Origin of the sequence: Streptococcus parasanguinis, from assembly GCF_047463195.1 — a bacterium.
GTDB classification, from domain to species: Bacteria; Bacillota; Bacilli; order Lactobacillales; family Streptococcaceae; genus Streptococcus; species Streptococcus parasanguinis_R.
Genome location: NZ_JASHEI010000011.1, coordinates 31918 through 57405, shown reverse-complemented (window position 1 = coordinate 57405; position 25488 = coordinate 31918). Strand labels below are relative to the sequence as shown.

Sequence of the window (25488 nt, the reverse complement as noted above, 5' to 3'; positions counted from 1 at the left end):
ACCTTCACCATCACAGCTAAGAACCTTCAAGGCTTCGATGGCTACAAGGAAGTGAAGATTCCATTCTGGTCTCATGCCAATGGGATGAAAGATATCATCTGGTACACGCCAACTCGCCAGGCAGACGGTTCATATACTGTAACAGCCAAAGCCAGTGATCACGAAAACGCTGATGGCCAGTATGAAGCGCAAGTCTTCTATGTGGACGCTCAAGGCCAAAACAAGTTTGTCAAAAAAGCCTTTATTGATTACAAAAATCAATCTCGTCCAACCGGTACTCTCTTGATCCAAAACAACAACAAGGATACAGGTACCTTTGATGTCATCATCAAGGATGTCTACAGCCCTAAAGGGGTACAGACTGTGCAAGTTCCTACTTGGTCTGATAAGGACGGCCAAGACGATATTCGCTGGTATGAAGCAACACGCCAAGCGAACGGAGATTACAAGGTATCGGTCAAAGCTAGTGACCACAAAAACTCTACTGGTAAGTACCATGTTCACCTTTACTACATTCAAAATGATGGATCTCGGATTGGTATTGGTACCACAACAACAGACGTAGAAGTTAGAAATGCCATGACCAAGACGCAAGCTTCTATCAAGAATGTCAATGCAACGAACGGGACTTATACAGTAGCTGTAGATCAAGCACCTCAGGGACGTCAGATTAAGAATATTCGTGTCGCAGCTTGGTCTAAAGCTCATCAAGAAAATCTTTACTGGTATTCCGCAACACCGACAGGTATGCACACAGAGATCACTGTCTCTACCAATAATCACGGTAATGAAGCAGGCAACTATACCACTCACGTCTATGTAGACTACAAAGATGGAGGAGTTGAAGGTTTTAATCTCGGTCAGACAGCCTTGTCTCCACGAAATCAAAAGGTGAATCCACAAACAACCTATTATTCTCAACGGGATCCTCGTTGGGCTGGGAAATATTACGGTGTGAGCAATGTCGATCAGTCAGGTTGTGTGCCAACCTCTCTTGCTATGACCTTTACAGATATCCTAGGTAGAACTATTTTGCCAACAACAGTAGCTGATTATCTCTACAACAATACTGATTCATTCAACAAAGGTGAAGCAGGAACAGATTCTGATGGGATTGTAGCTGCCACTCGTAACTGGGGCTTGAAGAGCCAATTGATTAATGGAGCTGGAGGCATTGCAGAAGCCCTCATGGCTGGCAAGCATGTACTTGCTGCGGTAGGCAATAGCCAATTTACTAGCGATCCTTATACTCATGAATTGGTCTTGCATGGTTATGACAATGGAAGAACCTATGTTCGCGATCCATATAATAGCGGCAACAACGGCTGGTACTCCATCAATTATCTTCACTCTATTAAGAGTAAGGACCCGATGGATAACAAGCTTGGAGCACCTTTCTTCTCAATTTTTGCATAAGCTAAACAGAAGGCCAATCTGGCCTTCTGTTTTCTTTAAAAATAGGATTCTTCTCATGATATTGTTTCTTGATCCGGCGGTTTGTGCTATAATACTACTATGTGGGTACAACCGTATAAAAAATTGTAAGGAAGATACATGAAAAAGAAAGATCTTATTTTTTATGCTGGGACAGCCGTTTTGTTGGCTTTTTCGACACAACAAGTCAAAGCCGATGAGCAACATGCGTCTGATCAAACACCAGAAAATACATCAGCTATCGTTGCAACAACAACTTCATCAGAAGCACAGAATACCGTGAGCGAAGAAGTGGGAGTTGAGAAAGGTATTCAGACAGAAAATACCGTTGCAACAGAGGCAGCACCTGTCACACCGACTCTTAGCAATAACCAGTCTTCTGACAAGGGCACTAGCGACAAGGTTGTATCAGAGCAACCAGCACCAGCTGTGGTAGCTAGTCGTGCACCATATGGCGCACGCGCACGAGTGGTAGCAGCAAGAAATGAGAGTGTTCCTCAACAGGAATCTCCGGTTTCCGCAGATTTGACTATTGCAAAATCAGAGTCAGACGGCACCTTTACCATTACGGCTAAGAATCTTCAAGGCTTGGATGGTTATGAAGAAGTGAAGATTCCATTCTGGTCTCATGCCAATGGGATGAAAGACATCATCTGGTACACTCCAAATCGTCAAGCAGATGGTTCTTATACCGTAACAGCCAAAGCCAGTGACCACGAAAACGCGGATGGCAAGTACGAAGCGCAAGTTTTCTATGTGGATGCTAAAGGCCAAAACAAGTTTGTTAAGAAAGCCTTTATTGACTATACAGCTCCTAAACCATCTGCTGATCTAACCATTACGAAATCAGAGTCAGACGGTACCTTCACCATCACAGCTAAGAACCTCCAAGGCTTCGACAGCTACAAGGAAGTGAAGATTCCGTTCTGGTCTCATGCCAATGGGATAAAAGATATCATCTGGTACACTCCGACTCGCCAGGCAGACGGTTCTTATACCGTAACAGCCAAAGCTAGTGACCACGAAAACGCTGATGGCAAATACGAAGCGCAAGTTTTCTATGTGGATGCCCAAGGTCAAAACAAGTTTGTCAAGAAAGCCTTTATCGATTACACAGCTCCTAAACCATCTGCTGATCTGACCATTACAAAATCAGAGTCAGACGGGACTTTCACTATTACAGCTAAGAACCTTCAAGGTTTCGATGGTTATAAAGAAGTGAAGATTCCATTCTGGTCTCATGCCAATGGGATGAAAGATATCATCTGGTACACGCCAACTCGCCAGGCAGACGGTTCATATACTGTAACAGCCAAAGCTAGTGACCACGAAAACGCTGATGGCAAGTACGAAGCGCAGGTCTTCTATGTGGATGCTAACGGACAAAACAAGTTTGTCAAGAAAGCCTTTATTGACTACAAAAATCAATCACGTCCAACTGCTAGTCTCTTGATCCAAAACAACAACAAGGATGCGGGTACCTTTGATGTCATCATCAAGGATGTCTACAGTCCTAAAGGTGTGCGGACCGTTCAAGTCCCAACTTGGTCTGATAAGGATGGCCAAGACGATATTCGCTGGTATGAAGCGACTCGTCAATCAAATGGAGACTACAAGGTATCGGTCAAAGCGAGCGATCATAAAAACTCTACTGGTAAGTACCATATTCACCTTTACTATATTCAAAATGATGGTTCTCGTGTGGGTGTCGGTTCAACGACTACAGAAGTTGAATTCCGAAATGCTCAGACGAAGACACAAACAGGGATCAAGAATGTCAATTCTGGTGCTGGAACCTATACGGTAACGGTGGATCAAGCGCCTCAGGGCCGTCGGATTAAGAACATCCGTGTCGCAGCCTGGTCTCAAGCACACCAAGAAAATCTTTTCTGGTATTCAACAGCACCTTCTGGAATGCATACAGAAGTGCAGGTCTCTGCAGCCAATCACCAGTACCAATCAGGTAACTATACCACTCACGTCTATGTGGATTATGTCGATGGTGGCGTTGAAGGCTTTAACCTTGGTCAAACAGCCCTTCATCCCCGTGCGACAGTAGATCAAACTGCTTTTAGTCCTCGTGTAACGAATGGACAACGGGACCGTGTCTTACGGGCAGCAGCTAGTCTAGTAGGCGTTCGTGGCGGAACTGCAGCTCACCAACAATTGGTCAATGATTATAACAGTGTTAAACCACTTCCAGTTGGTTATGCAGTGAAGACGACCGATGACTGGTGTGATATCTTTGTCACAACAGTCTTCCAGCGGGAAGGTTTGAGCGGTTTGATTGGCCGTGAATGTGGAGTCGAACGTCACATCCAGATCTTCAAACGCTTGGGCATCTGGAATGAAGATGGTACCACTACACCAAAAGCAGGGGACATCATCACCTTTAACTGGGATCAAAATAGCCAACAAAACAATGGCTTTGCGGATCACATCGGAATTGTTGAGAGCGTCTCAAATGGGATCATTCATACCATTGAAGGAAACTCCAACAACCAAGTCCGTCGCAATACCTACCGAATCGGACATGGCAATATTCGTGGATTTGCAACCCCACGCTATCAATAATAAAAAAGAAGCCACAGGCTTCTTTTTTGAATGCAGATAAGTTTTTAAAATAAAATGAGAGATTCTGTCAATTGTTTTAAATGATTTTTATCTTTTGAATTATTCGATAATGACTGGAGACTTTACGCAGTGAGAAAAGTGCTTGAAATATTAGAATTTCAAGCACTCGGGAGTTTTGAGGCCTTGGGCTCAAAACTAAGTCATGGAACTTCTTTGAAGTTCGCTGACGTCCGTACTCACTTAAGGAAAGTCTCCAAGAAGACTATTTCGGTTCTTTTCTCATTTTTTCAACCCTTCTTCAAAACTCTTAGAAGGGGCTTCGACTTGGATGGTTTCAAGGGTTAATGGATTAGTGAAGGTCAAGCGGTGAGCATGGAGCATGAGTCGCTCTCCGCGTGCAGGGTTATAGAGAGGGTCCCCGACAATCGGGTGCCCATGATGGGAGAGATGCACCCGGATCTGATGGGTACGCCCCGTCTTAAGCTGGCATTTAACCAGGCTGTTGCGCCCGATTTTTTTCAGTTGCGTTACCTGGGTTTCTGCATACTGTCCCTTGCGTGGATCGACCAGGCGCTTGCGCCGATCGTGGCGATCGCGTCCGATTTTATCCTTGTAGACGATGTTTTTTTGTGCTAAGCTACCTTGGATCAAGGCCCAGTACTCGCGTTGGATGTTTTTATCTTCCAAAATGCGGTTGAGAATGGGCAGGATAAAAGGGTTTTTAGCAAATAAAATCGCTCCGCTGGTTTCCTTATCTAGGCGGTGCACGACGTAGCAGGTGGATCTAACATAGCTGGAAACATGGTTGAGAAGAGCAATTTCTGTCGGCTCATTGGCATGGGTTTTCATACCTTCAAGCTTATTGACGATGATGACATGCTCATCCTGATAGAGCTCTTCGACCAGACTCGGGTCTCCGGCTGGGAGCTCTTTTTCAGGGTAATCGTCCGCGTCAAAGATCAGCTGGATCTGGTCTCCTTTTTGAACGGGGCTCTGCCAGTTGATGGTCTCGCCATTGACCAAGACGTGTTTCTTGGTTCGTAAAAAATGCCGGATCTTACGGGGAATGAGGAAGTAGTCCTCAAGCAACTCTTTCACAGTCATCTGGGGAAAGGATTGTGGAATGGTAAATTGATAGTTCATGACCCTATTGTAGCAAAATCTAAGCTTAAAGAAAACTAAATGGGAGAAGGGGATGAGCTATCTTTTCTTGCTAGGACAAGGATAAGGTGTTACAATAACAGGTATGAATAGAATAAAAGAATTATTTGAAAACCTGATCACTTTTTTTAGAAAGGATCATCCGCCCAAAGCGGTGGCAGAAGATGTGCCAGACACGGAACTACCGGAAGAGACAGTAGAGCCGACCTATAGTCGCTCAGGCAAGCACAGAAGCAAGCCTCTCTCTCAGCATCCCTTCCGTCGTTTTTGGCGCAGATTCCATTTGACCAAGATTCTCCTGATCATTGGGCTAGGCTTTAGCCTCTTGACAGGGGGCTATCTTTTCTACCTTGCTAAGACGACCAACGTCAAGGATTTGCAGAATGCACTGAGGGCGACTACCATTATCTATGATAAGAATGGGGACCAGGCGGGAAGTTTGACCGGGCAAAAAGGAACCTATGTCGAACTCGATGCCATTAGTGAGAATCTGCAAAATGCCGTGGTCGCAACAGAAGACCGGAGTTTTTACAAGAATAGCGGGATCAACTATGGTCGCTTCTTCTTAGCGATTTTGACCCTGGGTCGCTCAGGTGGTGGGTCGACCATCACCCAGCAGCTAGCCAAGAATGCTTACCTGTCTCAGGACCAGACGGTGGAGCGTAAGGCCAAGGAATTCTTCCTGGCGCTTGAAATCAATAAGAAATACAGTAAAAAAGAAATCCTCACCATGTACCTCAACAATGCCTATTTTGGAAATGGGGTTTGGGGAATTGAGGATGCTTCCAAGAAGTATTTTGGGGTTTCAGCCAGTCAATTAAGCCTGGATCAGTCTGCGGTACTCGCCGGTATGCTCAAGGGACCTGAGATCTATAACCCGCTCTATTCAGTAGAGAATGCGACCAATCGCCGCAATACGGTCCTCCAAAATATGGTGGCGGCTGGCTATATTGACCAGAAAACGGCTGATCAGTCGGCTGCTGTCGATATCCATGGCCAGCTGGTCGATGCCTATGAAGGCAAGTCGGAGGATTACCGCTACCCATCCTATTTTGATGCGGTCATCAATGAAGCGGTCAATGAATACGGCCTGACCGAAGAAGACATTGTCAAAAATGGCTACCGGATCTACACAGAGCTGGATCAGAATTACCAAGCAAGCATGCAGGTGATCTATGACAATACGGCCCTCTTCCCAGTAGCAGAAGACGGCACGCGCGCGGAATCTGGTAGTGTTGCCCTCGATCCTAAAACCGGAGGGGTTCGGGCTCTCGTTGGGCGTGTCGGAAGCGATCAAAATCCAGGATTCCGTACCTACAACTACGCGACCCAGGCTGCCCGTAGTCCAGGATCAACCATCAAACCTTTAGTCGTCTATAGCCCAGCTGTTGCTGAAGGTTGGTCGACCAATAAGGAGTTGGACAATAGTACCACCCAATATGGAAGCTATGAGGTCAATAACTATGCGGGAATCCAGTCTAGCCCAACGGTACCGATGTACCAGGCCTTGGCAGAGTCCCTTAACCTTCCAGCCGTAGCGACCGCTAATGATTTGGGTCTCGATACGGTCTTTGAATACGGGAAAAAATTCGGACTCAACATGGACAAGGTGGACAAGTCGCTTGCCGTTGCCTTGGGGGCCGGTGTGACAACCAATCCGATGCAGATGGCTCAGGCCTATGGGACCTTTGCTAACGGCGGGGTCATGAATGATGCTCACCTCATTACCAAGATCGAAAATGCCAGTGGTCAAGTGGTCAAGAGCCACAGCCAGAAATCAACCCGAGTGCTTAGTGGTTCAACGACAGATAAGATGACCAATATGATGCTTGGTACCTTCAGTAATGGTACAGGGGTTAACGCTGCGCCTTATGGCTATACCATGGCAGGGAAAACCGGTACGACAGAGACCAGCTTTAACAAGGACCTCTCTGGAGACCAATGGGTGATCGGCTACACGCCAGATGTGGTCATCAGTCAATGGCTTGGCTTCCCAACGACCGATGAAAATCACTACCTGACGGACAGTAGTGCTGGAACGGCGTCAGAGATCTTCCGCAATGTTGCCAACAGTGTCCTGCCTTATACAGACGGTACCCAGTTTGACTCGGTGAAGAACTCTTATGCTGAAAATGGCATTGCGCCAGTCGGTGAAGAAACGACAGAAACAGATAGCAAAGAAGACAAAGGTTTCTTTGAGGATGTCAAAGAAAAGGCGTCGAATATGGTCGATGATGCGAAGAAAGCAATCGACGAGGCCGATATCCCAGGAAAAGCGAAAAACGCTTGGGATACCTTCAAAGGCTGGCTTGGTTTCTAATCAAAAAACGATTCAGAGGAATTTCTGAATCGTTTTTTGCAGATTGAAGACAAAGTCTTCTTAGAAACTTTCCTTAGGTGAGTACGGACGTCAGCGAACTTCGAAGAAGTTCCATGACTTAGTTTTGGACCTAAGGTTCCAAAACTCCCGAGTGCTAGAAACACTAGTGTTTCTAGCACTTTTCTCACGGCGGAAAGTTTCTGTTGAAATGATCCTAATAGTATTAATTATTTTAATTTTTCAACGTCACTTAAGTTGTTTTATGTAAAATGCAATTTATCTATATTCTAAAAGATCTATTCAGAAGGATTTCTGAATAGACCTTTGTTTAAAGTTCACTATCTGACAAGCTAAAGGTATCGCCGTGTTGGAGATCTCCGTACTGGTAGCCCCGTTTGAACCAGCGCATGCGCTGTTCCGAAGTTCCGTGGGTAAAGCTATCTGGTACCGAGTAGCCGTAGGCTTGCTCTTGGAGAGTGTCGTCCCCGACGGCATGGGCTGCATTCATGGCTTCTTCGATATCGCCGATATCCAGAAGGTTTCGGTCTTGAATGGAGCGGGCCCAGACACCGGCTAGATAATCTGCTTGTAGCTCGATGCGGACACTGATGGCATTTCGTTCCTTTTCAGAAAGACCTTGTTGCATCCGATGGTATTTGCCAAGGATTCCCAGCTCGTTTTGTACGTGGTGGCCGACTTCGTGGGCGATGACGTAGGCCATAGCAAAGTCACCGCTTGCCTTGTATTTGGTTGTCAATTCCTTGTAGAAGCTCATATCCAAATAAATCTTTTTGTCGGTTGGACAGTAGAAGGGACCAGCCGATGCTTGCCCAACTCCACAGCCTGTCTTTGTCCGTCCGGTATAGAAGACTAGTTTGGGCTCCTGGTAGGTCCGTCCTTCGGCTTGAAAGACCTTGTGCCAATGATCTTCTGTTGTGGCAAGGACCTTGCTGACGAACTCAGCATCTGCATCGTCGACATGGGTCTTGTTGGTGCGCGTGATCTGGCTAGACTGGTAAGAATGAGAAGTCTCGTTTCCAAAGAGTCCACCAAGACTAGCGCCACCACCTCCTAGAAGAACCAGAAGAAGGATGAGGACGATCTTACTCTTGAAGCTTCCGGGCGATAGCAAGATTTGTAAAATGCCCCCGCCAAGATTACTATTGCCTGAAGATTGGGAGTAGCTTTGCCCTCGACGGTCTTCGATATTTCTACTTTCTTTTAGGTTATCACTTTTCATATTCGTCTCCTTTTGTTTTATTTTACCAAAAATGAGGAAAAAACCAGAGTGATAACGCTTTAGATTTGCTTTTTTCTTGACAGGAGATTTTCTATTCTTGTCAAAACGTGGAAAACTTGCTATAATGGGGTGAACGGAGGCGTTATGGCATTAAAAAAAGCAAGTCTAGCGTGTACGGTTTGTGGGTCACGCAATTACTCCATTAAGTTGAGTGGGACGCCAAAACCAACACGTCTAGAAGTCAATAAATTCTGCAAACATTGCAGCAAGTATACCATCCATAAAGAAACACGATAGGAGAGAGTTGTGAAATTCATTAAAGATATTTTCGTCTTACTAAAAGATACAACTTGGCCAAATCGCAAGGAAAGATGGAAAAACTTTATCTCAGTGATTGAGTACACCGCTTTCTTTGTTGCATTGATTTATTTGTTTGACAAAGTCATTGCACGTGGCCTATTGCACATGATCAATTTCTTTTAAGAAAAGAAGCCAGGCGGGATCCCAAGGGTCCTGCTTTTTATGGTCTTTTCTTAAAAATAAATCAGCAAACCTCTTTGCATTCCGGCAAAATGTGGTATAATGAAGCTAGGAAAAGGAAAGCCAAGAGGCTTTTTTTAGTGTGTTCACAAAAGCTCGAGCAGGCTAAACAGAAAGAAAGGATGCCCAAATGGACAGTTTTGATAAAGGCTGGTTTGTACTACAAACCTACTCAGGATATGAAAACAAGGTAAAAGAGAATCTTTTGCAACGTGCGCAAACTTACAATATGTTAGAAAACATCTTGCGCGTAGAGATTCCAACTCAAACCGTACAAGTTGAGAAAAACGGTAAAACAAAAGAAATCGAAGAAAACCGCTTCCCAGGTTATGTCTTGGTCGAAATGGTCATGACAGATGAAGCTTGGTTTGTTGTCCGGAATACCCCGAACGTTACTGGTTTCGTTGGATCCCACGGAAACCGTTCAAAACCAACTCCATTGTTGGAAGAAGAAATCCGCAGTATCTTGCTCTCTATGGGTCAAACTGTTCAAGAGTTTGATTTGGATGTCAAGGTAGGCGATACAGTTCGTATCATCGACGGTGCCTTCACAGACTATACTGGTAAGATCACTGAAATTGATAACAACAAGGTTAAAATGGTCATTTCTATGTTCGGTAACGATACGGTTGCAGAAGTGAATTTGAACCAAATTGCTGAATTGTAAGAAAGAGAGAGTGGGACAGCTTCAACAGTCTGGGAGACTGTTGAAGGTTGCAGATAAAGGAAACATAGTTTCCGTCAACATAGGGTATTTTTGAAGCTTAAAAAGCGAACAAAGACTTAGGATACTTGCTTCGCAAGTTCTATCCACCACCTCAAAGCAGTGCTTTGAGCACTCAACCACTGCGTCTTGCTCGACAATCCAAAAATAATTGAGAGGCTAGGACTTTTGTCCCAGCCTCTTTGTATGGATCGTTATTGATTTTTATCTAGACCGGTGATGCCTTTTAAGCGCTTGGTTTCTGCAGCAGACATAACATTAACGATCTGGTCTCCTTGTGTAGAGAAGTTAGATTCGTCCCCGTTACTATCTTTATAGACATAACTGGTCCAACGTTCAGAACGCATAATGGCATAGGGTTTTCCGAGACGCTCGAGAGCTGTTTTTGGTGTATCGGATTTGGAAATGCTGCCAGTAGACTTGTGGTTGGCATCGCCCCCTCTTAGTCGGAAGGTGATATCTGTTAACACATTATTACGGAAGAAAGCCATGATATCGCCATTGTCTGTTGCCCAAACATTGACCCCATCGCCAGGATTCGCACTGTCTGTACTACTTACGGGTTGACCAAAGGCTGCAACTACATCATCGTAACTGCTTCTTTCTTTTGGCCCACCAACCTCTTGTCCATCTTCGGTTCTTAATACAAAACCAGTGGTAGGGTGGAGGTTCTTGAGTTTTTCGATCTCAGGAATGGATGCGGCTCCCGGCACATATTGGAGAGAAGAACCATCGTCTGGATCCATGCTGTAGCGATCTGAAAAATCATCTGAGCTAGTGCTGTCTGAAGAAGTGCTCGACGGTTTACTAGATGATTTTTTGGTTGAAGATTGTTTGATCGGTTTTCTAGAACTAGAAGCTGTTTTTGCTGGTTGCCCAGAATTGGCAGGTGAGCAAGCTGCTAGTGTTACTAGTGAAAGAAGGCCGATCGTAAAGAAACGAATGTTTTTCATAATAACCCTTTCTAATGTGTTTCGCCGATCAGGCGAGATTTTATTATATCAATAATCAAGGAATGGAGCAATTGGAAACAAAAAATCCCCTATTGCTAGGGGAATTTTTAAAAGATAAAAGATGATAAAAAATTTTATTATCAAGGCGGTAGACGGATTTGAACCGACGATCAAGCTTTTGCAGAGCCGTGCCTTACCACTTGGCTATACCGCCGTAACTTATAATATTGTAACCTAAAAAACAAGATAGGTCAAGAAAAACTTTTTCCTTCAAATCATTACAGATGAAGAATACTGAAAAAATCTCTCAAATAGCTTGCGAATTCTAGGGATTTCTGCTATACTTATAGAGTTGTCTAAGACAGCAAATACTCATCTCGGATCCATTGTGGCACCGTTGCCCTTGTGGTCGTGCTGCAAGTTGACGTCTGAGAGAGGAGAAAAAAACAAAAAAGGAGAAACTACTCATGGCAGTAATTTCAATGAAACAACTTCTTGAGGCTGGTGTACACTTCGGTCACCAAACTCGTCGCTGGAACCCTAAGATGGCTAAGTACATCTTCACTGAACGTAACGGAATCCACGTTATCGACTTGCAACAAACTGTAAAATACGCTGACCAAGCATACGACTTCATGCGTGATGCAGCTGCAAACGATGCAGTGATCTTGTTCGTAGGTACTAAGAAACAAGCTGCTGATGCTGTTGCTGAAGAAGCTGTTCGTTCAGGTCAATACTTCATCAACCACCGTTGGTTGGGTGGAACTCTTACTAACTGGGGAACAATCCAAAAACGTATCGCTCGTTTGAAAGAAATCAAACGCATGGAAGAAGATGGAACTTTTGAAGTTCTTCCTAAGAAAGAAGTTGCATTGTTGAACAAACAACGCGCTCGTCTTGAAAAATTCTTGGGCGGTATCGAAGACATGCCTCGTATCCCAGACGTAATGTACGTTGTGGATCCACATAAAGAACAAATCGCTGTTAAAGAAGCTAAGAAATTGGGTATCCCAGTTGTAGCGATGGTCGACACAAACACTGACCCAGATGATATCGATGTTATCATCCCAGCGAACGATGACGCTATCCGCGCTGTTAAATTGATCACTGCGAAAATGGCTGACGCTGTTATCGAAGGACGTCAAGGTGAAGACAGTGTTGCTACAGTAGAAGCTGAATTGGCAGCTACTGAAGGTCAAGCTGATTCAATCGAAGAAATCGTTGAAGTTGTAGAAGGCGACAACGCTTAATTCATTCAATAAGTAACGAACCTAAGAGGGCAGGGCTCAGCCCGACCCTCTTATTTTATTAAAAAATATAGGAGAACAAAAATGGCAGAAATTACAGCTAAGCTTGTAAAAGAATTGCGTGAAAAATCTGGTGCCGGTGTCATGGACGCTAAAAAGGCATTGGTTGAAGTTGAAGGTGATATCGAAAAAGCGATCGAATTGCTTCGCGAAAAAGGTATGGCTAAAGCAGCTAAGAAAGCTGACCGTGTTGCCGCTGAAGGTTTGACTGGTGTTTATGTCAATGGTAACGTTGCAGCAGTAGTTGAAGTAAACGCTGAAACTGACTTCGTTGCGAAAAACGCTCAATTCGTTGAATTGGTAAACGCAACAGCGAAAGTGATCGCTGAAGGTAAACCAGCTAACAACGAAGAAGCTCTTGCTTTGACAATGCCTTCAGGTGAAACTCTTGAAGCTGCATACGTATCTGCAACAGCTACAATCGGTGAAAAAATTTCATTCCGTCGTTTTGCCTTGCTTGAAAAAACAGATGCACAACACTTCGGTGCTTACCAACACAACGGTGGACGTATCGGTGTTATCTCTGTTGTCGAAGGTGGAGACGAAGCACTTGCTAAACAAATCTCAATGCACATCGCTGCAATGAAACCAACTGTTCTTTCATACAAAGAATTGGATGAACAATTTGTGAAAGATGAATTGGCACAATTGAACCACGTCATCGACCAAGATAACGAAAGCCGTGCAATGGTTGGTAAACCAGCTCTTCCACACTTGAAATTCGGTTCAAAAGCACAATTGACTGATGAAGTAGTTGCTCAAGCTGAAGAAGATATCAAAGCTGAATTGGCAGCTGAAGGTAAACCAGAAAAAATCTGGGATAAAATCATCCCAGGTAAAATGGATCGCTTCTTCTTGGACAACACAAAAGTTGACCAAGCCTACACTCTTCTTGCACAAGTCTACATCATGGATGACAGCAAGACAGTTGAAGCTTACCTTGAATCAGTAAATGCTTCAGTTATCGAATTCGTTCGTTTTGAAGTTGGTGAAGGTATTGAAAAAGCTTCAAATGACTTTGAAGCAGAAGTTGCAGCTACAATGGCAGCAGCTCTTAACAACTAAGAATACAAAAAAGAGGTTTCGAAGGAAACCTCTTTTTTGTATGTAAAAACTGAAGCCGTTGCTTCAGTCTTTTGGTTAATGTGCGAAGGTATCGATTCCTAAGAGGAGAGAAAGGGTTCCCATGATGAGGCCGGCTAGGATCACTCCGAGCATGACTGCGAGGCTACTGCGTTTGAAGTCCCAGTCAAGGATAGAAGCTGCAAGAGCTCCGGTCCAGGCACCAGTTCCTGGTAAAGGAATGCCGACGAATAGGAGTAGGGCCCAGAAAATTCCCTTGTCTCCTGCAGCTTTTTCTAATTTCTGTCCGCCTCGATGGCCTTTATTGAGACACCAGCTAAAAAAGCCTCCGATAATTGGTTTTTTTGCCCCCCAAGTAAGAATATGGCGGGCGAAAAAGAAGATCAGAGGGACAGGGAGAAGATTTCCGATCACTCCGATCAGGAGCGCTGTCCATAATGGAATACCATTTGCAATGGCAAAAGGGATAGCCCCGCGCAATTCAACAAGGGGCACCATGGAGATCAGGAAGGTAAAGATATATTTCATTAGTCAAGCCTTTCGATTAGTCTTCTTCATTCTATCGTATCTTTTCTCAATTGACAACTATGATCTTTTTTAATCTTTTATCTTGACTTTCTGGTGGAGGAAGCATATAATAAAGACATAGTTAATTAGAATCATTATAAAAAAGGAGAAATGACATGACAACTATGAAACATGAAGCAGCTACTGATGTAGCAACTTTTGCACCTTCTAATAAAGAAACTCTTCCAGAAACAAAAGCTCTCTTGAACCAAGTCGTAGCAGATCTCTACGTGGCTCACATTGCCCTTCACCAAGTACACTGGTATATGCGTGGACGTGGCTTTATGGTTTGGCATCCAAAAATGGACGAATACATGGACAGCTTGGATGCAACCTTAGATGAAGTGAGCGAACGCTTGATCACTCTTGGTGGTGCGCCATATTCTAGCATGACTGAATTTTTGGAACACAGCAATATTGAAGAACGCCGTGGAACATTTACAAAAAATGTAGAAGAAAGCTTGACACGTGTTCTTGAAATCTTCCATTACCTTGATGGCCTTTACCAAAAAGCTTTGGATGTTACTGACGCTGAAGGAGATGATGTAACCAACGATATCTTTGTTGGGGCTAAAGCAGAACTTGAAAAGAACATTTGGATGGTGGCTGCTGAACTTGGTCAAGAACCAGGATTATAAGATCATAAAAAAATAGAAGCCGTTGGCTTCTATTTTTTTGGTTCATAGGAGATTTCCACTAATTAAAGGAATTCTTAATCTAACTATAGTTGGAGCGAAATCGAGGCCTATCGCTCCTATTTTTTTGGTATAGTTAATATGTGATTTTCTGTAAGCGTTCGCAGGTATAAGAAAGCGCTTACAAATTGAATAGTTAATCCTAAGAGGAGGTTTTTATGGGAAAGTCTTTTTTTGAAAAGCGTCCTGTTTTTAGTATTCGTAAGCTCTCAGTTGGAGCTTGTTCTGTTGTGATTGGGATTTCGGCCTTGGGTCTTTCAAGGGTCCATGCGGAAGAAAAGCCAGCCCTCGAAAGTGAACCGACTTCGATGGAGACACCAAGTGTTGTAACGGAAAATTCAGAAACGGAAGTTCCTGAAGCTGGTGCAAGGGTTTCAGAAGCTCCAGCTGTCATCACCCCTACCAGAGCTGAGGGAAAGCCGGCGCCTCAAGGCGAAGGCCAGCCTGTTTCAGCTTCATCTGAGCGTGCTACAGGAACGGAAGCAACAGCTGCTCCAGATCAAAATCGTGTGGCGGAGGATATTGTGCAAGATCGAGAACGTGATTTTAATAAAGATTGGTATTTTAAATTAAATGCGGCTCCTGGTGCAGAAGGGCGTCAAGTGGATGTCAAGGATTGGAAAAAATTAGATCTTCCTCATGACTGGTCTATTTTCTTTGATTTCGATCACAACTCTCCTGCTCAAAATGAAGGCGGTCAATTAAACGGTGGGGATGCTTGGTACCGTAAGACCTTCCGTTTGGATGACAAAGATCTAGATAAGAAGGTTCGCTTGGAATTTGGCGGGGTTTACATGGATTCCAAAGTCTATGTAAACGGACAATTCGTCGGTCATTATCCAAATGGCTACAATGCCTTTTCTTATGATATTACTCCTTATTTGAACGCAGATGGAAGCGAGAATACCATCGCCGTTCATGTGGTCAATCAACAACCAAGTAGCCGTTGGTATTCTGGTAGCGGGATTTACCGGGATGTTAAGCTGAGTGTGACGGACAAGGTTCATTTAGCGCAGTATGGGACTACGATTACGACCCCTCAGTTGGAAAAACAGCAAAATGGGGCAGTGGATACAGTGGTGAAGAGCCGCATTGTCAACCAAGATGATCAAGCTCATAGTATTTATGCGGAATATGAAATTGTCGATCAAAATGGCCAAGTGGTGAGCGAAAAAACGCGCAGTGAAGCACAAGCTGTTCTAGCAGGTCAAGAGATTAACCTATCTCAAACCTTGCATGTTGAAAAACCAACCCTCTGGGATGTGAAAACGGATCATCCAGCTCTCTATACCTTGTATACGCGGGTTTATCGGGATTCGCAGTTGGTCGATGTGCAAAAGGAACGCTTTGGTTATCGCTATCTGAACTGGACGCCAGAAGGTGGCTTCTTCCTCAATGGGGTGGCGACGAAATTCCATGGGGTATCCCTTCACCATGATCACGGGGCTCTTGGAGCTGAGGAAAATTACAAGGCTGAATACCGTCGTCTCAAACAGATGAAGGATATGGGAGTCAATGCCATCCGGACGACTCACAACCCAGCGAGTGAACAAACCTTAAAAATTGCTGCTGAGTTGGGCTTGATGGTTCAAGAAGAAGCTTTTGATACCTGGTATGGTGGTAAGAAACAATACGATTACGGTCGTTTCTTTGAAAAGGATGCCACTCACCCAGAAGCTCGTAAGGGGGATACTTGGTCCGATTACGATCTACGAACCATGGTAGAGCGGGGCAAGAACAATCCAGCCATTGTCATGTGGTCAATCGGTAACGAAGTCGGTGAAGCAGATGGTTCAGACAAATCTGTCGCAACTGTTCGTCGGTTGGTCAAGACTATCAAGGACGTGGATGCAACCCGCTATGTCACCATGGGAGCTGATAAATTCCGCTTTGGCGATGGATCAGGAGGCCATGAAAAGGTAGCAGCAGAGCTCGATGCGGTTGGATTTAACTATTCAGAAGCCAACTATGAAAGCTTACGGGCGAAACATCCAAACTGGCTCATTTATGGTTCGGAAACCTCTTCTGCAACGCGGACACGGGGCTCTTACTATCACCCTGAAAGAGAATGGATCGGCAGCAACCAAGAAGACCGCCATTATGAACAATCAGACTACGGCAATGACCGGGTTGGTTGGGGTCGGACAGCGACCGCCTCTTGGACCTTTGACCGTGATCATGCCGGCTATGCAGGACAATTTATCTGGACCGGTACGGACTATATCGGCGAGCCAACACCATGGCACAACCAAAATGACACACCTGTAAAAAGTTCTTATTTCGGTATTGTCGATACGGCCGGCCTTCCAAAGAATGATTTTTACCTCTACCAAAGTCAATGGGTATCGGCCGAGAAACATCCGATGGTCCATCTCTTGCCACATTGGAACTGGGACAATCCAGAATTAGCCAATCGTGTCATGGATGAAGAAGGGCGGATCCCTGTTCGGACCTTCTCCAATGCCCACAGTGTGGAATTGATTGTCAATGGGGCATCACAAGGAGTGAAGACCTTTACCAAGAAGACCACAGCTGATGGCCGGACCTATCAAGAAGGGGCAAATCCGGATGAACTCTATCTAGAGTGGTTGGTCCCTTATGTACCAGGTAAAGTGGAAGCTATTGCGCGCAACGAAGCAGGAGAAGTGATCGCGAAAGATCAAGTCGAAACAGCCGGCAAGCCTGCGGGTGTTCGTTTGTTGAAAGAAGAACACGCGATCGCAGCAGACGGTAAGGATTTGACCTATATTACTTATGAGATCGTCGATGAAGAAGGTCGTGTTGTACCAACTGCCAATAATTTGGTGCATTTCCATTTGCATGGACAGGGCCAAATTGTCGGTGTCGACAACGGGGAACAAGCTAGCCGTGAACGCTACAAAGCGCAGGAAGATGGCTCATGGCAACGTCGAGCCTTTAACGGCAAAGGGGTTGTGATTGTCAAATCAACTGAGCAGGCGGGTGCCTTTACTCTGTATGCAGACTCAGATCGCTTGCAATCAGACCAAGTCAGCCTCTTTACAGGTAAGAAGGACCAAGCAGAACGCACTGTATTAGGTGTGGAACCTGTTCGACAAAGTGCTTATCTAGGAGAAAAACCAACCTTGCCAAGTAAGGTCAATGTGGTCTATAGTGATGGCAAGGCCCAAGAAGAAGCCGTTGAATGGGATGCGGCAGACTATAGTCGTGCTGGCCAAGTCCGTGTGACAGGTCATGTTCAAGGACGCACGGTCGAAGCTCTGGTCGATGTGATCGGCGTGGAACAAGTCCTTCCAGTCATCAAACAAATCCCACAAGGAGCAGATCTAGCAACGGTGGATAAGGCTGTGCAATTAGTCTTCACTGATGGGACCACTGCCCACTATGAGGTCGATCAATGGACCTTGGAAGCTGGTCAAGAAGATCAGTTGTCCACACCAGGTGCTCGCTTGAAGGCGACAGGTCTCCTAGGCAATGGGGAAACGGTCCAAGCGACGCTAGTGGTTGCAGGAGGAGATGTAGCCAAGGCTAAGAAACCAACGGTTCAGCTAGATGGAGTAGCTCTTCCAAAATTTGGTAGTGGCAACCATACTATTTTCCGTTCCCTCGCTTATGGTCAAGAACCAGGTCAAGTCACAGCAAGTGCAGAAAATGCTCAAGTGACGGTCCTACAAGCTAATCGCGAAAATGGTTTGAAAGCCCAAATCTTTGTGACTGCTCAGGATACGGGAGCTGTACAGACCTATGTGGTCCAATTCCAAGAAGAAAGTCCGCAGATCCAGCGCCTAGAATTGCGTCTGCCAGAAGGGCAAGAACTCAAGGAAGACCAAACGGTACCACTTGAAGTCATTGCCCATTACCAAGATGGCAGTGTGGCTAGCCTCCAAGCAGATCAAATCGATGTGAAGACAAGAGCTGGTAGTCAAGGAAAAGCGGTCGCAACCAATAAAGGTTTGGAATTGCGAGAAGCAGGATTGGTTCATTTAGAAGCTAGCTTCCAAGGAAAAACAGGGGAATTAACCTTTACCATCACGCCAAATCCAGAAGAAAAGACAGTTGTCAAGGTGCGTCCTGTACGGATCAGCACCGATCGAAACGTTTTGCCAGCTCTTCCAGAGACCGTCTTGGTCGAGTATGATAAGGGATTCCCGAAAGAAAAACGTGTGACCTGGGATGCTGTAACCGCAGATCAAGTCAAGGATTACCATAGCTTTACAGTCACAGGTCATGTAGAGGGTGTGGAAAAAGAAGCCCAAGCTCAAGTCACCGTTGAAGGCATTATCGCTGTAGAAGAAGTCAGCACGACAACGCCAGTCGGTGAAAAACCAGCCCTTCCAGAAAGCGTGCGGACTTATCACTCCAATGGCAAGACCTATGCTGCCAAGGTGGCCTGGGATGCGGTCGATCCGCAACTCTTGGCCCAAGAAGGAGAAGTTGTCCTAGCCGGTCGTGTAGAAGGAACGGATCTTCCAACACGTCTTCATATTCGTGTTTCCGCAAACACAGTCAAGGGGGCCAACGTAGCAGAGCAATGGACAGGATCTGTCTTGCCACTCGCTTTTGCAAGTGACTCCAATGATGCAGATCCAGTTGCTAAGGTTAATGACAAGGTCATCTCCTTTACCGATGCTCCAGCCAACCGTTGGACCAACTGGGGACGTAACAATGCGGAAGATTCTGTCGGTATCTTGTTTGGGGATTCTGGTATCTTGACCAAGCGAGCAGTGGACAACCTCCATGTTGGTTTCCACGAAGACCACGGCGTTGGAGCTCCAAGTGAGTATGTGATTGAGTACTATACAGGGGAACAAATCCCAACAGTTCCAAGCAATCCAAATCGTGTCAAAGACGAAACAGACCATCCATTTAACAATCCAGCTAACTGGAAAGAAGTCAGCAACCTAACCGTTGAAGAACCGGTAGCAGCTGGTAAGATGAATCATTTCAGTTTTGATAAAGTCGACACCTATGCTGTTCGTATCCGTATGAAGACGCCAGAAGGCAAGCGTGGAAGCTCTATTTCAGAGATTCAGATCTTTGCCAATAAGGTTGCGGCAGAAGAGAAGAGCCAGTTGACCATTCGCGTCAATGGCGATGTATTGCCAGGTATCAACCCAAGTGTGACCGATTACTACATCGATGCGCGTGATCGGGCTTATCCACAAGTGGAAGCGACAGCTAGCCATCACGGTCTTGCAACGGTTGTGCCAAGTGTCCATGAAGGTGAGCCAATCCGTGTCATCCACAAAGCAGAAGATGGTACTATCTTACAAGAATACCGCCTCCATCTCACAAGCGATGCAGAAAAACTGAAACAAGCTGCTCCAGTAGCAGTGGAAGCAGGCAGCCGTTTTGTGAAAGTCGGTCAAGATCTAGTTCTACCATCTACCGTAGGCGTTTACTTCCAAGGGGATACAGGCTATGAACGCAAGGAACTTACGGTGGACTGGCAGGCTGTACCAGCTGATGCACTTTCTCACGAAGGTAGCTTCACGCTGAAAGGAAAAGTCATTGGCTATGATCTGACAGCTCAGCTGACCGTCCGGGTGTCAGAAAAGACAGGAGAAAACCTCTCTGTGAACCGTGACTACAATGGAGAAGATACAAGAGCATTTGCTAGTGAAACCAATGATCTCGATCCAAATCAAATCGACTATATCGATTACATCAACGATGGTGGCTACAACGAATACTATCGCTGGACCAACTGGAAGAGAGAACCGGATCAAACAGAAGTGTTTGCTGGTCTCATCTTCAAGAAAAATGGTCAAGTAACAGAGCGTTTGGTCAATAAAGTAGCGGTCGACTTCTTTGCAGATCAGGAAACAGGCCTGCCAACGAAAACGGTTCTTGAACGCTATATTGGTCCAGACTTTGAGGTTCCGGATGATTATGGCAATCTGAAGAATCTTCCAGATCATCCATTTAACCAAGCTTCCAACTGGGAGGAAATCCCTTATAGCTTGGATTATGCCTTTGAAGCTGGCTATATCTCTAACCTCAGCTTCAATGAAACCAGAACCAAAGCCATCCGTTTAAGAATGGTCCGTGATGAACATCTAAAAGGGATTGGAATCATTGAATTGAGCGCCTATGCCCCAACGGAAGAGGCTCAGGCAACAACTGATGTCACCATCCAAGTGAATGGTAAAGACCTAGAAGGTTTTAAACCAGATGTGACAGATTATCATCTAGAGTATGAGGGAGACCGTCCAATCGTTTCAGCACAAGGCAAGAATGGAACAGCCGTTACGGTCGTGGATGCTAAAAGCGCCAATGCCCCGGTTCTTGTCAAGGTTGTCTCAGAAGATGGCAAGCTCGAAAAAGTATATCAACTTTCTCTATCCGCAAAAGCACCTACAGGTACATCCCTTCCTGAAGAAGGAGTTAAAAACCTGGTTCATACCAAGCCAGAGTTGGTGATTGAGCCAGAAGAGATGGACTTTGAACGCTTAGAACGCCCAAATGCGGATCTTCCAAAAGGTGAGAAACGTGTGGTTCAAGAAGGTCAAAAAGGCCGCAAATTGCGCTTGGTGGAAGTTTCTCAAGAAAATGGTGTGGAAAGCCGGAAGGAACTAGATGCCTTTGTAGAACTAGATCCAGTGGCAGAGATCACAGAGGTGGGCACGAAAGAGGTACTTCCAGATACTCCACAACCAGAGCTGCAACCGCAACCGCAGCCACAGCCGCAACCGCAACCAGAGCCACAGCCACAACCGCTTCCGAACCCAGAGCGCCCTCATGTCTCAGAAGGACCAGTAGCTACTGCAACTCCTCAAGCATCTCTTGAGGTCAAAGCGGTACGTCAGGAAGGGACAGATGCAGTAGGGAAGGAAGTCGAGAAAACAGCTCAAACGCCAGCAGTTTCGCCTGCTCCAGTTTCCGAAGGAAGGTTGCCAAATACAGGAACGGAAGAAAGCGTCGCAAGCCTCGTTGCTGGAATCCTAGCGGCAGGCCTTGCCAGTGCTGTGCTGGACGATCAGAAAAAAAGAGCCAAAAAGGCCAAGTAAAACAGCTAGAGAAACTAGTAAAAAACGGTGAAAAGTTCACAGGTAAAAAGAAGGAGGATGGGGAAGCCCCACCCTCTTTACCTGGTGACATAAAGGAATGGAATATGGGAAAAAGATTAGTTGATCAGAGAAATCGATTTGGCATTCGTAAACTCTCAGTAGGTGTCTGCTCGGTAGTCGTAGCGACTTGTTTTTTAGGAACTACTACCAGTTACGCAGAGGAACAAGCTGAGAGGAGTGAAACTCGCGAAGAACGGGTTGAAACAAGCAATGCAGGAGATCAAGGAAAGGAGGAGAAAACTGTGAACGAGCACCAAGAAGAATCAGAACAGCCCTCAGCAGCTACTAGTGAGAAAGAAAATCGCACAGTCAGTCAAGGGACAGAAGCAAGCCAACCAGCCACTTCTCTAAACGAGGAGACTGAGATTGCGGATTACGGACCACTTCCAAGCAAGGCTCAGATGCAATACCATCGCGAAGAACTAGCAGCCTTCATCCACTTTGGGATGAATACTTACTACGATCGTGAGTGGGGAGATGGGCAAGAAGATCCTTATTATTTCTATCCAGAGCATCTGGATACCGATCAGTGGATCAAAACCCTGAAGGATGCAGGCTTTAAACGGACGATCATGGTCGTCAAGCACCACGATGGCTTCCTCTTGTACCCTTCCAAATACACCGACCATACCATTGCCAAAAGTGGTTGGAAGGATGGAAAAGGTGATGTCCTAGCCGAGGTTTCTGCTTCTGCCAGCAAGTATGACATGGACATGGGGGTCTACCTCTCACCTTGGGATGCTCACAGTCCGCTCTACCATGTAGATACAGAGGACCAATACAATGAATACTATCTCAACCAGCTTAAGGAAATCCTTGAAGATCCAAAATATGGGAACAAGGGCAAGTTTGTAGAAGTCTGGATGGATGGAGCGCGTGGCGATGGGGCTCAAAAAGTCACCTATACCTTTGACAAGTGGTTTGAAGCCATTCGCAAGGCCCAAGGGGATATTGCTATCTTCTCAGCTGAGCCGACCAATGTTCGTTGGATTGGAAATGAAAAGGGGATTGCCGGAGATCCGGTTTGGCAAAAGGTCAATCCAGATAAGATCCGCAACAATCCATCTAATAGCTACCTCAATCACGGGGATCCAGAAGGGAAGCAATACTCGGTGGGAGAAGCCGATGTTTCTATTCGCTCAGGCTGGTTCTACCATGACAACCAAGAGCCTAAGTCCTTGCGCGAATTGATGGACATTTACTTCAAGTCGGTCGGCCGTGGAACTCCACTTTTGCTCAATATTCCACCCAACCAAGATGGGAAATTTGCGGATGCCGATGTGGCCCGTTTGAAAGAATTCCGTCAGACCTTGGACCAACTCTACAGTGTGAACTATGCGGCAGGAGCTTTGGTAGAAGCTGACTCAACACGACGCAATCCGCTCTACAAGGCCAGCCATTTGACAGATGGCGATGAAAAGACCAGTTGGGCTCCGGCTGATGATGCCAAGACCGGATCTTTTGTTCTCGATCTTGGAAAAGAACAGCATTTTGATGTGGTAGAGCTCAAAGAAACCATCGAGAAAGGCCAACGGATTTCTGGTTTCACCATTGATGTGGCAGTGAATGGGCAATGGGTTCCTTATGGGGCTGGCTCAACCGTAGGGTATCGCCGTTTGATCAAAGGACAACCAGTTGATAGTCGCTATATCCGGGTGTCCATCACCGATGCCCAAGCCACTCCAATCTTGAACGGTGTCTCTGTCTATAAGACGCCAGCCAGCATTGAAGAAACCGATGGCTATCCGCTTGGTTTGACTTATCATTCTGACCGGACTGCTGACCGGGCTAATGGCCAATGGAATGAAGAGGGAGAAGGCGTTCGAGGCACCTCTATGTGGACCAAGGAAAAAGGAGCTTCCGTGACCTATCAATTTGAAGGCACCAAGGCCTATGTCGTCGCAACTGTCGACCCTGGTCATGGGGAAATGGATGTCTATGTCGATGGACAAAAGCTAGCGACCGTCAATACCCAAAGCCCAAGCCGCAAACGTAGCCAAAAGGTCTATGAAACACCGGATTTGACAGCAGGATCTCACACCTTGACCTTGGTCAATAGCAAGGGAGATGCGATCGCAACGGAAGGGATTTATGCCCTCAATAACCAAGAAAAGGGGATCTTTGAGTTTGCCCAGCCAATCCTAGCTGTTAAGAAAGGCGACCCAGCGCAAGTCGTCGTCAAGAGAAAAGGTGGCTCTAAAGGAAGTGCCGGTCTGAAATTGATCACAGAACCAGGAACAGGGGTTCATGGCAAGGTCTATAAAGATACCAACGTCACCCTTGAGTTCGCAGATGGCGAGACAGAAAAAACAGTCCAAGTTCCAACCATTGATTTTGCAGGAAAAGCGACCGATGTCTATGACTTTAAGGTCAAATTGTTGCATCCGGATCAAGGAAGCTTGGTCGGCTTTATTCCAGAACTGACAGTTCAAGTGATGAATGAAGACCAGTTGCCAGAAAATCGCAAAGAAGTGGATGACCAAGATCCAAAACTGCACTATAACCAAGGCTGGCATCATGAGACAGACAACAAAGACTTCTCAAATGGCACAGAATCTTGGTCCAGCTTTAACCAAGTGTCCGATGAGGAAGGCAAGAAACACATTGAAGTGACCATTACCTTTAAGGGCACTGGTGTGGAGGTTCGAGGAGTGGTCGACCCAAGCCATGGTCTCTACAGCGTCACTTTGGATGGGAAAGAAATGGCCTTCGAAGAAGGGCGTGGCCATGATTATGAGATCGACGGCGATCATTATTTCAGTGGCTACGGAGATCAACGCAAGCTCGACCAGAGTTTGGTCAATCTGCAAGGCCTAGCAAAAGGCTACCACCAGCTACGCTTGCATCTGGATCCAGCCCTCAATGACCCTCAGTCATCCAGAGCCATCCAGGTGGACCGATTTGTCCTCTCAGGGAAAGATAGTCAGTTGCTCAGTCAAGAAGAGCTGCAACAGATCATCAGAGAAGGAGTAGAAAAGATCAAGGCTACTTCTCTCGATCGCTTGAAAGCAGATCTCAAACCGACGGTTCAAGGACAATTGACGGACTTGACTCAGTTGTTGGATCAAGAGCGGCCAGATTTGGTTGCTGCAGCTAATCAAGTCGAAGCCCTTGAAACCATCTTAGAAGATGCTCACAATTATGAACCCCTGACGCAGACACGGCCAGAAGAAGGTATTCGGGATTTGATTCTTGAAAAGCCAGAACTTCTCATCGAAGCGGAGGAGATTCCATTTGAGAGTCAAACACGTGAGAACAAGGACTTGGCCAAGGGCGAAAGCCGGATCCTTCAAGCAGGAAAGGTCGGACGCCGGTTGAAATTGATCGAGGTTCGACAAGAAGAAGGCAAAGAAATTCGGACAGAAGTCGATGCCTTTGTCGAAGTGGAGGCCCAGGACCAGATCACAGAAGTCGGAACGAAGGAAGCGGAAAAAAGTCCGTTGATAGCTGATATGCCGACTCCAACCACTCCTGTCACCCCAAGTAAGGTGCAACCAGAAGTTATGACTCTTTCTCAAGCTGAAGACAAAAAAGAAAAAGGAAGACCTGTTCTCTTGCAACCGAAAACCCCAGAAGCAGTTTCTGTTTCGACTTCAGACCATCCGGAAAAAGAAGTGGTTAAAAGTCCTTCTCTACAATCGGAAGGAAAACTTCCTCAAACCGGTACAAAACAAAGTAGATTGTTTGCTTGGTTAGGTCTTCTTGGTCTAGGATTCTTGGGCGGAGGCGCCAAATTCGCTCGTCGCAAAGAGTAGCTCCTTCTTCGCATAAGAGGTTAGTTCTCACTAGCCTCTTTTGTTTTGCCTTCTTAAGAGATTCCTATTTCCATGGAGTCTTTGCT

15 protein-coding genes and 1 tRNA gene are annotated in these 25488 nt (G+C 45.8%); 11 read left to right on the top strand and 5 right to left on the bottom strand.

The window, feature by feature from the left end:
• On the top strand, positions 1-1416 hold a 1416-nt coding region (locus tag QM870_RS09405), incomplete at its 5' end, for a GBS Bsp-like repeat-containing protein (protein WP_414369377.1).
• 138 nt (positions 1417-1554) lie between these two features.
• Positions 1555-4008, top strand: a complete 2454-nt coding sequence (locus QM870_RS09400; protein ID WP_414369375.1) for a GBS Bsp-like repeat-containing protein — start codon at positions 1555-1557, stop codon at positions 4006-4008.
• Positions 4009-4287: 279 nt separating this feature from the next.
• On the opposite strand, the gene QM870_RS09395 is transcribed toward QM870_RS09400, so the two are convergent.
• Positions 4288-5151 (bottom strand): RluA family pseudouridine synthase, encoded by an 864-nt coding sequence (locus QM870_RS09395; RefSeq protein WP_414369374.1) that lies wholly within the window; start codon positions 5149-5151, stop codon positions 4288-4290.
• 103 nt (positions 5152-5254) lie between these two features.
• Between QM870_RS09395 and pbp2a the strand changes: the two genes are divergently transcribed.
• The gene (pbp2a, locus tag QM870_RS09390) at positions 5255-7489 is read left to right on the top strand and encodes a penicillin-binding protein PBP2A (RefSeq protein ID WP_414369372.1); all 2235 of its coding nucleotides are present in this window, start codon (positions 5255-5257) and stop codon (positions 7487-7489) included.
• Between the two features lie 328 nt (positions 7490-7817).
• Here pbp2a and ypfJ read toward each other — a convergent pair whose 3' ends face one another.
• Positions 7818-8729 carry a KPN_02809 family neutral zinc metallopeptidase gene (gene ypfJ, locus QM870_RS09385; protein ID WP_049492562.1) on the bottom strand — a complete coding sequence of 304 codons (912 nt, stop codon included), beginning with the start codon at positions 8727-8729 and terminating at the stop codon, positions 7818-7820.
• A gap of 144 nt (positions 8730-8873) precedes the next feature.
• On the opposite strand from ypfJ, the gene rpmG reads away from it, so the two are divergent.
• From rpmG to nusG, 3 genes are all read left to right on the top strand, one after another.
• Positions 8874-9026 carry a 50S ribosomal protein L33 gene (gene rpmG / locus QM870_RS09380; RefSeq protein WP_003009043.1) on the top strand — a complete coding sequence of 51 codons (153 nt, stop codon included), beginning with the start codon at positions 8874-8876 and terminating at the stop codon, positions 9024-9026.
• A gap of 9 nt (positions 9027-9035) precedes the next feature.
• Positions 9036-9212 carry a preprotein translocase subunit SecE gene (gene secE / locus QM870_RS09375; RefSeq protein WP_003002261.1) on the top strand — a complete coding sequence of 59 codons (177 nt, stop codon included), beginning with the start codon at positions 9036-9038 and terminating at the stop codon, positions 9210-9212.
• Positions 9213-9399: 187 nt separating this feature from the next.
• Positions 9400-9936 (top strand): transcription termination/antitermination protein NusG, encoded by a 537-nt coding sequence (gene nusG / locus QM870_RS09370; RefSeq protein WP_003002077.1) that lies wholly within the window; start codon positions 9400-9402, stop codon positions 9934-9936.
• 251 nt (positions 9937-10187) lie between these two features.
• Here the strand turns inward: nusG and QM870_RS09365 are convergent, their stop codons facing one another.
• Positions 10188-10946 (bottom strand): hypothetical protein, encoded by a 759-nt coding sequence (locus tag QM870_RS09365; RefSeq protein ID WP_414369370.1) that lies wholly within the window; start codon positions 10944-10946, stop codon positions 10188-10190.
• Between the two features lie 143 nt (positions 10947-11089).
• Positions 11090-11160, bottom strand: a tRNA-Cys gene (locus QM870_RS09360).
• A gap of 253 nt (positions 11161-11413) precedes the next feature.
• Between QM870_RS09360 and rpsB the strand changes: the two genes are divergently transcribed.
• Together rpsB and tsf are read left to right on the top strand one after the other, a co-directional pair.
• Positions 11414-12196 carry a 30S ribosomal protein S2 gene (gene rpsB, locus QM870_RS09355; protein ID WP_003016971.1) on the top strand — a complete coding sequence of 261 codons (783 nt, stop codon included), beginning with the start codon at positions 11414-11416 and terminating at the stop codon, positions 12194-12196.
• Between the two features lie 81 nt (positions 12197-12277).
• Entirely contained in the window at positions 12278-13318 is a 1041-nt protein-coding gene (gene tsf, locus QM870_RS09350) for a translation elongation factor Ts (RefSeq protein ID WP_414369368.1), read from the top strand.
• Between the two features lie 75 nt (positions 13319-13393).
• Here the strand turns inward: tsf and QM870_RS09345 are convergent, their stop codons facing one another.
• Entirely contained in the window at positions 13394-13864 is a 471-nt protein-coding gene (locus tag QM870_RS09345; RefSeq protein ID WP_003002130.1) for a COG2426 family protein, read from the bottom strand.
• Between the two features lie 155 nt (positions 13865-14019).
• Here QM870_RS09345 and QM870_RS09340 point away from each other — a divergent pair, with 155 nt between their 5' ends.
• The 3 genes from QM870_RS09340 to QM870_RS09330 all read left to right on the top strand — a co-directional run bounded on the left by QM870_RS09340 (position 14020) and on the right by QM870_RS09330 (position 25402).
• The gene (locus tag QM870_RS09340) at positions 14020-14541 is read left to right on the top strand and encodes a Dps family protein (RefSeq protein ID WP_003001978.1); all 522 of its coding nucleotides are present in this window, start codon (positions 14020-14022) and stop codon (positions 14539-14541) included.
• A gap of 215 nt (positions 14542-14756) precedes the next feature.
• Positions 14757-21587 carry an Ig-like domain-containing protein gene (locus QM870_RS09335; protein WP_414369366.1) on the top strand — a complete coding sequence of 2277 codons (6831 nt, stop codon included), beginning with the start codon at positions 14757-14759 and terminating at the stop codon, positions 21585-21587.
• 104 nt (positions 21588-21691) lie between these two features.
• Positions 21692-25402: an alpha-L-fucosidase gene (locus QM870_RS09330; RefSeq protein ID WP_414369364.1), complete on the top strand. Its 3711-nt coding sequence runs from the start codon at positions 21692-21694 to the stop codon at positions 25400-25402.
• The last annotated feature ends 86 nt before the right edge of the window (positions 25403-25488 follow it).